We start from the raw sequence: 14,670 nt of genomic DNA, 5'->3' as shown, positions 1-14,670 counted from the left end.
GATCATGCGCGCTACCCAGAAAAAGATGATATCAAAGCCCGTCACCAAAACATCGGTAGGGTGGAATGTTTTGAGGCGTTCTGTCGCTTCTGGCCAGCCTAGGGTACCGAATGTCCAAAGAGCGGAAGAGAACCATGTGTCCAGCACATCTTCGTCTTGAGAGAGCTCTACATCTGCTGGGATTCCATTTGCAGAGCGCGCTTCTGCTTCGGTGCGGGCAACATATACATTGCCTTCTTTGTCGTACCAGGCCGGGATGCGATGCCCCCACCAAAGTTGGCGCGAGATGCACCAGTCTTGAATGTCGCGCATCCAGGAGAAGTACATGTTTTCATACTGTTTGGGTACGAACTGGATATCGCCGTCTTCAACGGCTTTAATCGCTGGTTCTGCAAGTGGCCCAGCGCGAACAAACCACTGGTCGGTTAGTAGGGGTTCGATGACAACACCTGAGCGGTCTCCATAAGGTACCATAAGCGTGTGCTCATCGATCTTCTCAAGAAGGCCTGCATCTTCGAATGCGGCAATGATCGCTTTACGTGCGGCAAATCGCTCAAGGCCTCGGAAAGCTTCTGGTATCGTCGTATCGATATCGCTTAATGATTGGCCTGAGTTATCAAACGCTTCTGCTTGATGCAGAATCTCGCCGTTTTTACTCATAATATTGATCATTGGGAGAGCGCAGCGTTTGCCGACTTCATTGTCGTTGAAGTCATGTGCTGGCGTGATTTTTACGCAGCCAGTCCCTTTCTCCATATCGGCATGCTCGTCGCTTACGATTGGTATGCGGCGGCCAACCAAGGGTAGGGCGATTTCTTTACCAATGAGCGCTTTGTATCTTGGATCTTCTGGGTTGACCGCCACGCCAGTATCGCCGAGCATTGTTTCCGGACGTGTGGTTGCAACAACTATGTAGTCTTTGCCTTCGCTCGTGGTTGCATTGTCAGCCAACGGATAGCGCAAATGCCACATGTGACCTTGCTTTTCTTTGTTTTCAACTTCTAGGTCGGAGATGGCTGTATGTAGTTTAGGGTCCCAGTTTACCAAGCGTTTTCCGCGGTAGATCAGGTCATCTTTGTATAATCGAACGAATACTTCTTGAACGGCCTTGTAGAAACCATCGTCCATGGTAAACCGCTCATGGTCCCAGTCTACCGATGCACCAAGACGTCGAAGCTGCTTTGTGATGGTGCCGCCCGAATGTTCTTTCCATTCCCAAATTTTGTCTAAGAATGCTTCGCGTCCCATGTCATGACGCGTTTTGCCATCCTCGGCAGCAATCTTACGTTCTACCACCATTTGAGTGGCGATGCCGGCATGATCGGTACCTACCTGCCATAACGTGTTGTTGCCCTTCATCCGGTGGTACCGAATAAGTGCGTCCATGATGCTGTCTTGGAATGCATGACCCATATGCAGGCTACCAGTGACGTTCGGCGGCGGAATCATAATTGAGTAGGCATCGCCATGACCGCTAGGCCTGAAATATCCTTGGTCTTCCCATTGTTCGTACCAAGATTGTTCAATTTCACTGGGTTGGTAGGTTTTTTCCATGTTAGGTCTATTCGCTACTATGTGGTGATCATTTAGAAGAAGGCGGGCATTATATATGTGCAAAGGCTAACAGTGTAGCTTGGAAGTGGCTTTATCGAAGATCGTGGTAATGCACTTCGCCGCCAGCCGTTTTTAATTTCTTGTATAGGCTTCGAGCCTTGCTAAGGTTGCTTTCCTCGCTATTAACTAAAATAAGCCGTCGAGAATGCCTTGGCTCTATTTGGAGAAGAGACGGGCTCAAGTATATGAGCGCATCTGCGTCTTCACCCTGTTTTTTTCCTGCTGCTTCATGCAGCAGAAGAGTACTAATCGCAATGGGATAGTCCTTGTTCGGAGAGGTACGTTGCTCATGCGGGAGAAAGGCCGCATCCTTAAAGGACCACATTTGCTCATCGAGGCTTCGAGCTTGAGTGTCGTCGTGGCATAAAATTAATGCAGTATTCTGATTAGACAGAATCTTTTCACTGAGCTTGCAGGCTAGTTGTGCAAGCTCAGTGAATTCGGTTCCACGAACAATGTATAGATCAGTGCGAGTGTTCATTTATTTGGCATGGTTTACCAGATAGTTGAGTAGCAGGGGGACTGGGCGTCCCGTGGCTCCCTTTGTTCCGCCTGAGGTCCAAGCGGTGCCCGCTATATCGAGGTGCGCCCATGTATATTTCTTGGTAAAGCGAGCTAGGAAGCAAGCGGCAGTGATGCTGCCTGCGGCAGGGCCGCCAATGTTTTGCATGTCTGCAAATGGACTGTCTAGCTGTTTTTGATATTCCTCAAAAATCGGCAGTTGCCACGCTTTGTCTTCTGCCTCAGTGCCCGATGTTATTAGAAGATTGGCGAACTCATCAGAATTACTCATTACGGCTGAGGTGGTGTGGCCTAGAGCAACAATGCAAGCACCTGTAAGTGTCGCAATGTCTATTACCGATTTCGGTTTAAAGCGCTCGACATATGTCAGGGCGTCACAAAGCACTAAGCGGCCTTCGGCATCGGTGTTCAGAATTTCAACAGTTTGTCCTGAGGCTGTGGTCACGATATCACCAGGCTTGGATGCATGACCTGCAGGCATGTTTTCTGCCGCTGCGACAACCGCAATAATGTTCTTCTTCGGTGCTATTTCTGCAATCGCCTTCATCGTGCCCAGAACACTTGCGGCGCCGCACATGTCGTACTTCATTTCGTCCATTTTGGCGCCTGGCTTCAGGCTAATGCCTCCAGTATCAAAGGTGATTCCTTTGCCAACCAGAACATGAGGAGCTGATTTGGCTGCACCACCTTTATACTCAAGAATAATCATTTTTCCAGGTTCTGAGCTGCCTTTGCTCACCGATAAAAATGCGCCCATATTGAGCTTTTCCATGTCTTTTTCTTCAAGTATTTTGCAACTAAGGCTTGCATATTCTTTTGCCAGTCCCTTTGCGATGTCGGCAAGATAGGTAGGGGTGCAAACATTTCCAGGCTCATTACCTAGGTCCTTGGCTAGATTCACGCCTTGGCTTTGCGCCGCGGTGTACGCAATTGTCTTCTTGACCGCGCTTTGTTGATCTTTGCTGCACACAAAGCATGCGTCACTGATAGTTGATGACTTGGATTTATCAGATTTGTAGGTATCAAATAAGTACCCACCGGTATTTAACCGCTCAATCAGTTTCGCGCAAAGAGCATTTTCAGAAACGGCCGTGCCAGATGTAATTGTTAGATCAACAGCGACTGTTTTGGGTTTCAATTCTCGAACTTTTTGCTCGGCCGTATCGAGAGACTTGTTGATGCTAGACAGGGTTAGATCTTTCTTGTCTCCGAGGCCAACTACGATAATCTGCTTGGCCTTTCCTGATAGAGGGGTAATGGTAGCTGTCGAGCCAGCGTCGCCCTTAAAACCGATATGCTTAAGGGACTTGGATAGAGTACCTTCCAAAGCGTCGTCTAGATCTTTGCTTGCTTCGCTCAATTCCGCTTTGCTGAAGCAGAAGGCGCATAATGCGTCTGCTTTAATTTCACTTAACTTGCGGATTGTAGAGTTGTATTTCATTATTCCCACCTATTTAAAAATTACGGTCTCTAGTTTAAGAGACGACAAGCGCTTTGACTAATATTTAGAGCGTACTAGTACTATCCTAGTACGAAAAGCGCAGTTACTTGGGGCTTTATTTGATTATTTTTTCCTACCTTGCCAGGCAGGTGCTTGGTTCGATGTTGGCTGTGACATTTATTTTGCTGCTCATCTTTATGAGTGGTCGTTTTATTAAGTATTTGTCGCAAGCTGCTCTCGGAAATATTTCGCCCGACATTCTTTTTCTGGTAATGGCATATCGCTTACCTGGTTTTCTAGAATTGATCTTGCCTCTAGGTCTTTTTATGGGGGTGTTGCTTGCATATGGCCGTATGTATCTCGAGAGTGAGATGACGGTTTTGCATGCCTGTGGATATAGTCAGAAAAAGTTACTCGGTACCACTTGGATAATTGCAGGTATTGTTGCACTTACGGTTGCTGCTTTAACGCTTTATGTTTCTCCGAAAGGGATGGCTAAGGTTGAGCAGTTATTTGCAGAGCAGGCCAGTAAAACTGCTTTCGATCTGTTGGTCCCTGGGCGCTTTCAAAACCTCAATATTGGTAATCGGGTCACATACGCGGGAAGTCTCAGCGAAGATAAAAAGGTTATGTACGATGTGTTTGTCGCCGAGTCTACCTCAGATAGTGAGCGTTCCAACGTTTTATACGCAGAGCGGGGTGTGCAGCGGGTTGACGAAAAAACGGGCAGCCGTTTTTTGATTTTGCAAAACGGGCGTCAGTATCAAGGCGCACCTGGTCAGGCAACATATAGAGAATTAAGTTTCGAGTCTTATGGCGTTTTGATTGCCGAGCCTGACACAGAGATCAGAAAAGTGAAGGAGGAAGCGATACCAACCCGGACGCTACTCTCAATGAATGATGATGCGTCAAAATCGATTCTGTACTGGCGACTGTCTTTGATTGCGCTCGTACCCATTGTGGCTATGATTGCGGTTTCGGTGTGTAAGGTGAATCCGCGGCAGGGTCGGTTTATGCATCTTTTGCCAGCTATGTTGATTTATATTCTGTATCTGGGGCTTCTCATTCTTGCAAAAAAGAAAAGTTCAGAAGGCGACGTAGACCCTTTGATTACCTTTTTAGGTGTTCACTTGGTCTTTATTGTGACAGCGACATTGCTGTTTTTCAGAGAGAGAATGAAGGTTGCGCTTAGCTTTAGACGATCAAAAGGAGCGGTCAGTTGAGGATAATTGATCGCTACGTTGCTAAGTCTGTTCTAATCGCAACCGCTGTCGTGATGTTTGTTGTATTGAGCTTGGATATCGTATTTGGATTCATTGCAGAAACAGAAGATCTTAAAAATAATTATGGGGTTGTCGATGCTGCTATTTATATCGCGATGACTTTGCCTCGCCGCGTGTATGATTATCTCCCCCTGGGCGCCTTTATGGGTTGCTTAATCGGCCTCGGAGCACTCGCAAAAAACAGTGAGTTGACGGTTGTTCGAGCGGCGGGTGTTTCATTGGGTCGGATTGTCTGGGCATCAATGAAACCTGTGATTTTGGTTGTGATACTGGGTGGTCTTTTGGGCGAATATGTTGCTCCCACTACTGAGAAGATCGCACAAAGTGCAAAGGCACTAAAGCAAGGTGCGCAATCTAATATCGTTTACAGCCAGGGGCTTTGGCATAAAGAGGGTGAGAACTTTATTCATGTGAATGCTGTTGAGCCAAATGGCGCGCTACATGGTATCTCGATCAACTATTATGGTGAACAGCGGCGTTTGGAAAAAAGCTTGTTCGCCGCGCGCGCTCTGTATCATGAAGGTGGCTGGAGTTTAATTGATGTTCAGATTACCGAGTTTGAAGAGCGTCGGGTGTTCTCATCTACAGAAGAGCTGATGCCTTGGCATACGGAGTTAACGCCGGCTTTGCTTAGTATACTTATCGTAAAGCCTGACAATCTCTCGATGAGTGGTTTGTTCAAGTATGCAGCGTACCTGTCAGAGCAGGGGCTTGATGGTGGTGTTTACGTTCTTTCTTTTTGGAAGAAGGCATTGCAGCCGATAACAACGATTTCTTTGGTGCTTATTGCGATTTCTTTTGTTTTTGGTCCCTTAAGAAGCGTCGCGATGGGGACGCGAGTTTTCGTGGGGTTGGTTGTAGGTTTGTCATTTAAATACATGCAAGATCTCCTGGGGCCGGCCAGTATGGTGTTCGGCTTTGAACCGATTATTGCAAGTTTAGCACCGATCGCAGTGTGTTTTCTTCTGGGGATCGTGATGCTTCGTCGAGCCGCCTAGTTGATGCTGGTTTGAATGTACCAATTGAAATACATTGCAAAATTTGTTAATTTTGAAGTGGGTAAAGATTTTTTTGGTTGGCTCGAAAGGATGTGTAGTATTTCAGCCAAGTAAATCTCGGAGAATAATAAAATGAAAACATTCCGAAAGCTGGGCTTAGGGCTTGCAGTAGCTGCAATCTCCACAGGGCTATCAGCTGAAGTAATTAAGCTTGATGACCAAAGGTTACGGGAAGTAACGGGTCAGGCGGGTTTAACGATAGATGTCGAATCTCGTTGGGAAATTGGTGAATTTGCATACAAAGATGCCGGTTTCCTTCTCTTGCAAGGCCTTCGTATGGGCGGCCATGATCTAAATGACGAATTTTCGTCTGATTACTACCTAGACAACTTACGCCTCGAAATCGATGTTGCGGGTGACGGAACGGCGCCGAGCACAGACAATGAGTTGGATTATGGTTTTTCTAAGATGCGTGATTATGCAAACCTCTATGTCGAGGCAGGAAACCAAGACAACGATTTTGCTGCTGTTGCTGGCGGGTTTGACCCGAAAAGAGGCCTGGCAATCGATGGTAAGAAAACTTACGGAGATGGCGACCTAGTTATTCATTTTGATATTACAGATCCATGGCAAAAAGAGGGTGGACTGCCAACGTTTTTAGTAAATGATCGATTTGCTACTGATGATTACGAAACGTTTGAGTTGATGACTGAGCATGCTGTTGATTTCAGTTTTGAGATTGATGCCATCGGTATTGCTCGAAGTGACTATGATGTGGGTAGTCGAGGTCTCGACCTAGATGGAAACCATGACACGGGTCTTCATGAAGGTGCGAATGGCACTACTACACTTATCAGCCAATTAAAGATGAAAGGCTATCTCGGCCCGGAAGACTTGCACATTAGTAACAATGGTAATGGGTTCGGTGCGGTCGATTCTAATGGTAATGGTGTGTTTGACGATGCAGAGTTAGCTGCAAGCACAGGGGTGGGTGATGCCAACTCGAAGATCACTTGGAGCGCCTACACCATGATTACTGATATGGAGTTTTACCTTGATATCGCTGGTGTTCAGATCAGGGATATGGCGATTCATAACAAACGGGGTGATCTAACGGGATTGGATGGAACCTCTTCGTTTTATTTCGCGCACTCTATACGAGAGATTTATGCAGTAAGAAACGTTGTACCAAAAATGAGATCAGATGGCACCGTAGATTTTGTCGATGGCATAGCGATCAATACGCGCTTTAAAGGCGATATGGACATTAAACATCTATCATTCGGTGATACGAATAAGTCCATTGGTGAGTTGTATTGGACTGATATAGAGTCTGATACTCGCTGGGTTATTTCTGCGCACTAGTTGGAAATCATACTACTGTTAAAAACCCGCTTGTTTGAAGCGGGTTTTTTCGTTTAAGAGGAAGGGACTATTGGATAGTCTAGTGTTTTTGAATGCTATGACAGCGATGTTGGTGATTATTGACCCTATTGGAACTGCGTTGATCTTCAATGCGCTTGTTGGTGATAGAGGGTTTCGTCAGCGTGTCAAAATTGCGTTAAAGGCAGTATTGATAAGTATGCTGTTAATTGTTGTGTTTGCTCGGTATGGTCAGAGTCTGCTCGCTCAGCTAGGAATTAGTATTGAGGCGCTGAGGATTGCAGGAGGGCTGCTTCTATTCTATTCAGCATTCCACATGGTTTCGCAAAAACTTGAGTACAAGATTGACGATGCTGGAGGAGATGTGTCTGTGTTTCCAATGTCAGTTCCGTTGATTGCAGGGCCGGGATCTCTGACTATGGCTGTTTTGTTGTATTCGAGTGCGGATGCGAACGAGAACGCACTGAGTGTTGTGCTGGCCACGCTAGTTGTTGGTGCGATCACATTTTTTGCTTTGTGTGCCGCTTTACCCGTAAAGAAAGTGATTGGCCGAACAGGCGATGAGGTTCTTAGGAGGTTTTTAGGCGTTCTATTAGCAGCACTTGCTATTCAGTTTGTGATGGATGGGATTAATGATTTTGTTGTCCAGCACTAGTTTGGATTGTTGCGGTTGAGTTATCGCTGCTGCTTAAAGGGTTGAGTGATCAGTGACGCTAAGCCTTCTGATTCTGTTTTTTCTACTTCTTTTACTCCCATAACGAAATTGTTAATGCCACTGCTGTTGAGTGGCGCGTAGCTATTGAATGCACGATCCCAAACGCTTAAGCAAAATCCAAAATTCCGGTTGCTGTCAACGAGGTCGGTCGAGTGATGTATTCGATGCATGCTAGGCGTTACTACTAGTCTGCGAAATATTTGTTCAAACCTTTTGGGAAGTCGTATATTAGTGTGATTAAAAATCGCGCAAGCATTCAGTAAAATCTCAAACAGCACCACCGCGACGAAAGGAATGCCTAGGCCGAGTACCAGGGCGCTTTTGATTAGCATTGACAGCAGTATTTCTAGCGGGTGAAAACGAAGGGCGCTTGATGCTGAAAGCATTGTGTCGCTGTGATGGACTCGATGCAGTCGCCATAGATACTTGTTGTAATGAAAGTACCTGTGCTGCCAATAGATGCAAAAATCTAGAAAGACGACTGCAGATACAATGAGCAATAGTGAAGATTGTGGAAGGTCTAGGCTGTAGCTTATACCTATTTGCCAGAGTTCATTCTGCAGCGCTAAGTGCGCAGCTAAAATTCCAGGTACAAGTCGCAACAGTATCGTGCCACTCGCACCTAAAAGGAGGTTGTCTAGGTTGTGTTTGAGTGCGTTGCCTGAATACCTTCGTGCGGGCAGAGCGTGTTCAAGTATTATCATTACCATCAAGGTGAAGGCGAACACGGCAAGCCTTATAGGACCCTCACTAGAGCTGAGGACTTCATAAAGACTAAAGGCCTCAGCGAGGCCGGTTGCTTGATTTGAATTGGTAGCGAATGCCGTTGTAATAAAGTTCTGCCTTATGTATTGATGGTGCTTGCTGAGAAACTTTACGCTTTTGCTTGCTGTCTTGGTTCTGGAAACGAGTATTTCAGTATTCTACTTACAACAGTTACGTACTGATGCCAGAAGCTTCCTGTATTGTAGGGTATCTCGTATTCATGGCAAAGGGCCTCAACTTTTGGTGCTAGTTCTCGATAGTGAGGCGCCGGAATGTCCGGGAATAAATGGTGCTCAATTTGACAGCTCAGGTGGCCGCTTAGTATGTGGAAAGCTTTGGAGCCTTGAATATTTGATGAGCCAAGTATTTGTCGGTAATACCAGTCTGCTCGGGCCTCGTTCTCTAAATCCGACTCGTAGAATACCTGCGCATCTTCCGTGAAGTGTCCGCAGAAAATGATGCTCGATGTCCACAAGTTTCGAATTATATTCGCCAGAATACTGCATACTAAAACGGGTAGAGCGACAGGCCAAAACAACAAAGGGTAAAGTATATAATCTTTGAAGATTTGCTTGCCGGCTTTTTTGAAAAACGCATTTCTGAGCTCAAGTCGCGAAATAGGCAAAGAGCTATCTTTCTTTTTTTTGCCTGCAAAAATGCGTTCACCCGCAAGCTCATGGTACGCGACTCCCCATTCAAACAAAAAACTCAAATTCAGATAGGTAAGTATCTGCCACGAGTTTTTTGGCTTCCAAGGTAGGTCGTTACTTAACCTTAGTAGCCCGTAGCCGAAATCACGATCTTTTCCAAATACGTTAGTATACGTATGGTGTTCGTGATTGTGATAGCGTTTCCATGAATCGGAATCGCCCGCATTGTCCCAATCAAACTTTCTGGAGTTGATGTTTGGATCATTCATCCAGTCATATTGGCCATGCATGACGTTGTGGCCGATCTCCATATTGTCGAGAATTTTTGATACCCCTAGACCTATGGTACCAACGGCCGCCAGCAGGTACATCATTGGTCCACTGAAAAACAAAAAGGCTACCGGTATCAGTATACGGCTCGTGATATCCAGTAAGCGCTGAAAGCCAATCAGTCTTCTAATGTAGCGGGCATCTTTTTCGCCGATGCGCTTTAGGGTGTCAGCTTTTAAAATTTCAAGTTGTTGCGCGAATTGCTCTAGCTTAACAGGGTCAATACGTTTCATCGTTGAGTTGCTCATTGCACTGTCCGTTCATTAATAGTGAGTTCTAAATCAGTTTCGGCGACGCATATGCAAAGCTGGATATCTTCTTTTCCAGCATCAGAGATTTGATTTGTTTTAAGGTTTCTAACGCGACCGCTCTTCTTTTGAGCGATGCATTGGTGACAGATCCCGGCACGACATCCATAGACAGGGTTTAGGCCGGTTTTTTCAGCGTTCTCTAGTAACGTTCCGTTCTTTTGCTTGGACATGATTAAGCGACCGTTGGCGTCCTTAAATGAGAGCGTTACGTCGGAGCTCGCTGATGCGTTTGCGAAACCAAATGATTCTGTAAAAAATTTAGGCGTTGCGTGGCCAAGTCTTTGGCTGCGCTCAATAAAGAGGTCGTGAATATGCTGGGAAAGGCCAGATGGCCCGCAGGCATATGCGCTCTCTATTTGGATTTCACTGAGCCATGCTTCTAAGGTGTCATTCTTGATTCTGCCTTGTGATGAGGATTCCAAAATCAATAGGTTGAGCCCTTTATTTGCTAACGTTTGTAAGCGATTTTTGAATGGGGCTTCGGGCTCGTGTGATACCGAGTAGAGAAGGTGTTGGCTACTAAGCTGCGCATCTGATAGCGATTCCAATATCGATAAGATGGGCGTAAGGCCACTGCCACAAGCCACAAACGCATTAGTTTGTCGCCGCTGTTTAGGTGAAAGAACAAATGATCCCTGCGCCTCTCCGATGCGCACAATGTGTCCCTTTTTTAGGTTGTTTGGTATCCAGTTAGTGACCAGACCTTGAGGGGCGCGCTTAATGCTTATTTCAATGGTCGATGACTTTTTCCATTGTCTCCATGCGCTTGAAATGCTGAATGTACGCTGGTAAACGCGGCCATTAATCTCGATTTGGATAGGAATGTGTTGTCCTGGTTGGTAACTAAAGGAAGCCAAAGAACTCGGCTTTAGGGTAAGGGTGAACATTCCTGCCCCTTCTTCTCGTATCCCGATTATCCGCGTTTTTATTCCTGAGGTTCGATAGTCGGGTGCGATAAGACCAATAACGGGCTCAAGATAATTGCTTAACGATTTCGCTGTTCTTTGTATGTTGTTTAACACGGTCTTGCCTGAGGTTGCTTACATAAAAAATGCAGTTGAAATTGAGCTAACAACTGTTATCTCAAATTATCATTTCAAATTAGCGCCGACTTGTCTAGCATTTGTTCAATGTTTTGATTGCTAGGTTGGGGTATTTCGTTGTGCGTAAGGTTTCAAATTGGCCAATATCCATTATTGTTTTGCACTGGCTGATGGCGCTAATCATCGTTGGTTTGTACATTTTGGGTGATTACATGGTTGGCTTGGATTACTACGATCCTTGGTATCAGTCCGCTCCCTTCTGGCACAAGTCCTTTGGACTTCTGGTTGTGTTGCTGATGGTCTTGAGGGTTGGAGTCAGGTTGTCCACGAAAGCTCCGGAGAATCAAGAGCCAAAAAGATTTAATAGATTGGCTGCCACCGCTGTTCACTTCGGACTATATGGACTTGTCGTTGTGATATGCGTTAGCGGATTTCTAATTTCGTCGGCCGATGGCCGGGCGGTTTCATTTTTCGATTTGTTTGATGTCGCTTCGCCAGGTGCTCTTATCGATAATCAAGAAGATGTGGCAGGTGTGTGGCATGAGCGGGCTGGGTTGGCCATACTGTTTTTGGCGGGGCTACATGCGTTGGCTGCAATGAAGCATCATTTTATTGATCGTGATCGGGTGCTAAAGCGTATGTTAGGCTTAGACTAGAAAGTTAAGTTTTTACTTCAAAATAGAGAGGAAGAGCATGAGGAATTTTGTAAATCGTTTCATTGGTGTGTGTATGCTTTCGCTGACGGTTGCGTCCGCAAATGCGGCGGATTACGTGATTGACACAAAGGGAGCGCATGCTTTCGTACAGTTTCGTGTAATGCATCTTGGTTATAGTTGGCTGTATGGTCGCTTCAATGACTTCTCTGGCGAGTTCAGTTATGACCCTGCTAGCCCGGAAAAAGCCGCAATTACGGTCGATATTCAGACGCCTAGCGTTGATTCAAACCACGCGGAGCGAGATAAACACCTACGCGGCGACAAGTTTCTTGATGTAGAGCAGTTTCCAACGGCGAAGTTTGTGAGTACGCGGGTAGAAGTGGTTTCAGAGGACAAAGCTAAGGTCTATGGCAATCTCACTTTGAAGGACGTAACGAAAGAGATTGTTCTCGATGTCGATCGAGTCGGCATGGGCGAAGACCCTTGGGGTGGCTATCGTGTTGGCTTTGAGGGGCGCACTAAATTTCGTATGAAAGATTTCAATATTTTACGAGACCTAGGTCCCTTATCTCAGGACGTAGAGATGATTCTTTCTGTTGAAGGGATTAAGAAGTAGTCATGACCTCAAGCCATCTTGATCTGATCGATCTTGATACTCGCGTGCGAGCGCTCATAGAGGCTGAGGATATCGAAGGCATTGCCTTGATCGATGAGGAAATTAGATCCTACCTTGGTGCTAACAGGCAGGAGGAGATGGCATTGAAGCCAGAGCAGTTGCATAAGCTGTCAGGTATCTATGACAATCTAACCGCCTACGTGAGTACTTTTCGGGACGGGCTCGCTACTGAGCTTCGTGGTATGAAAACAAAGCAAAAAGGTATCAAGGCCTACCAGACCTCGAATCAGTCCACAAAATAATTGGCGCTTAGTTATATCTAAAACCGACAAAAAATTGAACAATTTTGTCGGTTTTTTTTATTTCTAAGGGTTAATGACGTTTTATTGACTAATTGCCGTGTTAAGGCTTTAATTGAGACCAATAAATTCGCAATCTTAAGCGTTCCTAAATAACAGGTCTTCAATCTTCTTGAAGGCGATAATAAAGGGCTTTATTCCATGTCTCAGGATACGAGCGTTTTGGTCATCAGTGATGATCATGATGTGCTTCGTGATATTACCGTTATTTTGAATTTCCTTGGTGAAACTGTCGTTTCTGCAGGTTCAAGTGATTGGAGTGCTGACCACCAGAGTCTACTAAATCTTGATGATGCGACAGCTACCCCGCAAGCCGGAGCCGTGGTGCTGGATGCGGCCGTTGACGCTGCCAGCGATATTGTGGCTCAACTGGACGAGGCAAATGATGCCGTTCCCGTGTTAGTAATTGGTGACGCGTCTGAGCTTGATCTTGACGACGTTTTGAAGAAGAAAGTGATCGCGAATCTTGAGCGGCCATTGGAATACAATAAGACGATAGACAGTCTTTATCGTGCTCAACTGTATCGCGATCAATTTTCCGCAACGAGCAAGCGTGGCCATCAGCGTGAAGCAGAGCTATTTCGTAGTCTTGTTGGAACGAGTCGCACTATTCAAGAGGTGCGTTCACTGATGGGGCAAGTAGCGGACAAAGATGTCAGTGTTTTAATTACTGGTCAGTCTGGAACGGGTAAAGAAGTCGTTGCTCGAAACCTGCATTACAATTCTCATCGTCGCGACGAGCCCTTTGTTCCCGTTAATTGTGGCGCCATACCTGCGGAGCTGCTTGAGAGCGAATTGTTCGGCCATGAAAAGGGAGCATTTACCGGTGCAATTACCGCGCGCTCCGGCCGATTTGAGTTAGCTGAAGGCGGAACCTTGTTTCTCGATGAGATAGGGGATATGCCTCTGAATATGCAAGTTAAAATCTTGCGGGTATTGCAAGAAAAGACCTATGAGCGTGTTGGTGGGACAAAAACAATTCCTACGGATGTTCGGATTATTGCGGCAACACATAAAAACCTCGAGAGCATGATCGAAGAGGGAACATTTCGGGAGGATTTATACTACCGTTTGAATGTCTTCCCGATTGAAATGCCCGCGCTAAAAGAGCGAGAAGAAGATATACCGTTGTTGATCAATGAGTTGATCTCTCGAATGGAGACAGAAAAACGTGGCTCGATTCGCTTTAACTCCGCAGCAATTTTGAGTTTATGTCGTCACGAGTGGCCCGGAAACGTCCGTGAGTTGGCAAACCTCGTTGAGCGCTTAGCAATTATGCACCCTTATGATGTGATCGGTGTGAAAGAGTTGCCACAGAAGTATCGCCATGTTGAGGTTGAAGACGAATTTCTTGAGAGCGAGGATACAGCAACACAAGTTCGTGGTCTTGCTGGTGTTGACTCACCGGCGCTGCTGCCTATCAATGGTATAGACCTAAAAGAGTACTTGGCGAGTTTGGAGAAATCGCTTATTCGACAAGCGCTTGATGAGTCATCTGGTGTTGTTGCGCGCGCAGCAGAGCGTTTGCGGATTCGTCGAACAACTCTGGTTGAGAAAGTGCGGAAGTATGATTTGAGTAGCTAAACACTGCTTGATTGTTGCATTGCGGTTGTTTTTGCAGAGATGAAGTTCTAACAAAAATCCCTGACAAAAAACCGACACCTAAAGCTAGGCAGGTATGCCTGGCTTTTTTTATGACAATAAATTGTCACTCTACTTAATAAGGTGCGTTAATTAAATATATTAAGCTACTGATTTATATGCATTAAATTGTTTTGGCCTACTTTCTGCTGATATTCATTCGAATTAGCTTTTAAATCGAACATGAGAATCGCAATGGCTCGGACCAGCAGTACTAAGTATCAAGAAACCTATTCTGCAAAGCATTCTTCCGCGACTGGAGTCGGTTTGCAAAAGGCCGTTGAGCGAGTTGATGATGAGCTGCCAGCATCAAAGGTTCTAAAGTTAGATGCCGTGCATCCAT

The 14,670-nt window shown here is 45.8% G+C and carries 14 protein-coding genes; 8 read left to right on the top strand and 6 right to left on the bottom strand.

Annotation, left to right across the window (positions count from 1 at the left end; genetic code table 11):
• The 3 genes from A3751_RS19070 to A3751_RS19060 all read right to left on the bottom strand — a co-directional run.
• Window positions 1–1,554 (bottom strand): valine--tRNA ligase (locus A3751_RS19070; RefSeq protein WP_068458578.1); only part of this gene is annotated, 1,554 nt, incomplete at its 3' end.
• A gap of 91 nt (window positions 1,555–1,645) precedes the next feature.
• Entirely contained in the window at window positions 1,646–2,095 is a 450-nt protein-coding gene (locus A3751_RS19065; protein WP_068458577.1) for a DNA polymerase III subunit chi, read from the bottom strand.
• Window positions 2,096–3,577, bottom strand: a complete 1,482-nt coding sequence (locus tag A3751_RS19060) for a leucyl aminopeptidase (protein WP_068458576.1) — start codon at window positions 3,575–3,577, stop codon at window positions 2,096–2,098.
• Window positions 3,578–3,696: 119 nt separating this feature from the next.
• On the opposite strand from A3751_RS19060, the gene lptF reads away from it, so the two are divergent.
• The 4 genes from lptF (at window position 3,697) to A3751_RS19040 (ending at window position 7,896) form a co-directional block, all read left to right on the top strand.
• Window positions 3,697–4,800 (top strand): LPS export ABC transporter permease LptF, encoded by a 1,104-nt coding sequence (lptF, locus tag A3751_RS19055; RefSeq protein ID WP_082863384.1) that lies wholly within the window; start codon window positions 3,697–3,699, stop codon window positions 4,798–4,800.
• Window positions 4,797–5,858, top strand: coding sequence for an LPS export ABC transporter permease LptG (gene lptG / locus A3751_RS19050; protein ID WP_082863383.1), 1,062 nt, complete (start codon window positions 4,797–4,799; stop codon window positions 5,856–5,858). Before lptF ends, lptG begins: the two co-directional genes overlap by 4 nt.
• 132 nt (window positions 5,859–5,990) lie before the next feature.
• A complete protein-coding gene (locus tag A3751_RS19045; protein WP_068458575.1) occupies window positions 5,991–7,223 on the top strand; it encodes a DUF6160 family protein in 1,233 nt (410 codons plus the stop codon).
• A 70-nt stretch (window positions 7,224–7,293) separates the two neighbouring features.
• On the top strand, window positions 7,294–7,896 hold the full coding sequence (locus A3751_RS19040; protein ID WP_082863382.1) for a MarC family protein: 603 nt from the start codon (window positions 7,294–7,296) through the stop codon (window positions 7,894–7,896).
• A gap of 20 nt (window positions 7,897–7,916) precedes the next feature.
• Here the strand turns inward: A3751_RS19040 and A3751_RS23920 are convergent, their stop codons facing one another.
• The 3 genes from A3751_RS23920 to A3751_RS19025 all read right to left on the bottom strand — a co-directional run bounded on the left by A3751_RS23920 (window position 7,917) and on the right by A3751_RS19025 (window position 11,034).
• Window positions 7,917–8,660 (bottom strand): sterol desaturase family protein, encoded by a 744-nt coding sequence (locus A3751_RS23920; RefSeq protein WP_197466512.1) that lies wholly within the window; start codon window positions 8,658–8,660, stop codon window positions 7,917–7,919.
• A gap of 170 nt (window positions 8,661–8,830) precedes the next feature.
• Window positions 8,831–9,949 carry an acyl-CoA desaturase gene (locus A3751_RS19030; RefSeq protein ID WP_231876938.1) on the bottom strand — a complete coding sequence of 373 codons (1,119 nt, stop codon included), beginning with the start codon at window positions 9,947–9,949 and terminating at the stop codon, window positions 8,831–8,833.
• On the bottom strand, window positions 9,946–11,034 hold the full coding sequence (locus A3751_RS19025) for a flavin reductase family protein (protein WP_068464312.1): 1,089 nt from the start codon (window positions 11,032–11,034) through the stop codon (window positions 9,946–9,948). The genes A3751_RS19030 and A3751_RS19025 overlap by 4 nt, the downstream gene beginning before the upstream one ends.
• Before the next feature lie 140 nt (window positions 11,035–11,174).
• Here A3751_RS19025 and A3751_RS19020 point away from each other — a divergent pair, with 140 nt between their 5' ends.
• The 4 genes from A3751_RS19020 to A3751_RS19005 all read left to right on the top strand — a co-directional run bounded on the left by A3751_RS19020 (window position 11,175) and on the right by A3751_RS19005 (window position 14,270).
• Window positions 11,175–11,711: a cytochrome b gene (locus A3751_RS19020; protein WP_197466511.1), complete on the top strand. Its 537-nt coding sequence runs from the start codon at window positions 11,175–11,177 to the stop codon at window positions 11,709–11,711.
• 37 nt (window positions 11,712–11,748) lie between these two features.
• Entirely contained in the window at window positions 11,749–12,327 is a 579-nt protein-coding gene (locus A3751_RS19015; protein ID WP_068458572.1) for a YceI family protein, read from the top strand.
• A gap of 2 nt (window positions 12,328–12,329) precedes the next feature.
• Window positions 12,330–12,629, top strand: coding sequence for a hypothetical protein (locus tag A3751_RS19010; RefSeq protein ID WP_068458571.1), 300 nt, complete (start codon window positions 12,330–12,332; stop codon window positions 12,627–12,629).
• A 198-nt stretch (window positions 12,630–12,827) separates the two neighbouring features.
• A complete protein-coding gene (locus tag A3751_RS19005; protein WP_068458570.1) occupies window positions 12,828–14,270 on the top strand; it encodes a sigma-54 dependent transcriptional regulator in 1,443 nt (480 codons plus the stop codon).
• The last annotated feature ends 400 nt before the right edge of the window (window positions 14,271–14,670 follow it).

The organism is Oleiphilus sp. HI0080 (assembly GCF_001635135.1).
This window is presented reverse-complemented; position numbering and strand designations above follow the sequence as displayed.

Bases quoted from the DNA above. Each gene is read 5' to 3' on its own strand.
- A3751_RS19065 (WP_068458577.1), bottom strand. From the start codon at position 2,095: ATGAACACTCGCACTGATCTATACATTGTTCGTGGAACCGAATTCACT.
- A3751_RS19060 (WP_068458576.1), bottom strand. From the start codon at position 3,577: ATGAAATACAACTCTACAATCCGCAAGTTAAGTGAAATTAAAGCAGAC.
- A3751_RS19045 (WP_068458575.1), top strand. From the start codon at position 5,991: ATGAAAACATTCCGAAAGCTGGGCTTAGGGCTTGCAGTAGCTGCAATC.
- A3751_RS23920 (WP_197466512.1), bottom strand. From the start codon at position 8,660: ATGATAATACTTGAACACGCTCTGCCCGCACGAAGGTATTCAGGCAAC.
- A3751_RS19030 (WP_231876938.1), bottom strand. From the start codon at position 9,949: ATGAGCAACTCAACGATGAAACGTATTGACCCTGTTAAGCTAGAGCAA.
- A3751_RS19015 (WP_068458572.1), top strand. From the start codon at position 11,749: ATGAGGAATTTTGTAAATCGTTTCATTGGTGTGTGTATGCTTTCGCTG.
- A3751_RS19010 (WP_068458571.1), top strand. From the start codon at position 12,330: ATGACCTCAAGCCATCTTGATCTGATCGATCTTGATACTCGCGTGCGA.
- A3751_RS19005 (WP_068458570.1), top strand. From the start codon at position 12,828: ATGTCTCAGGATACGAGCGTTTTGGTCATCAGTGATGATCATGATGTG.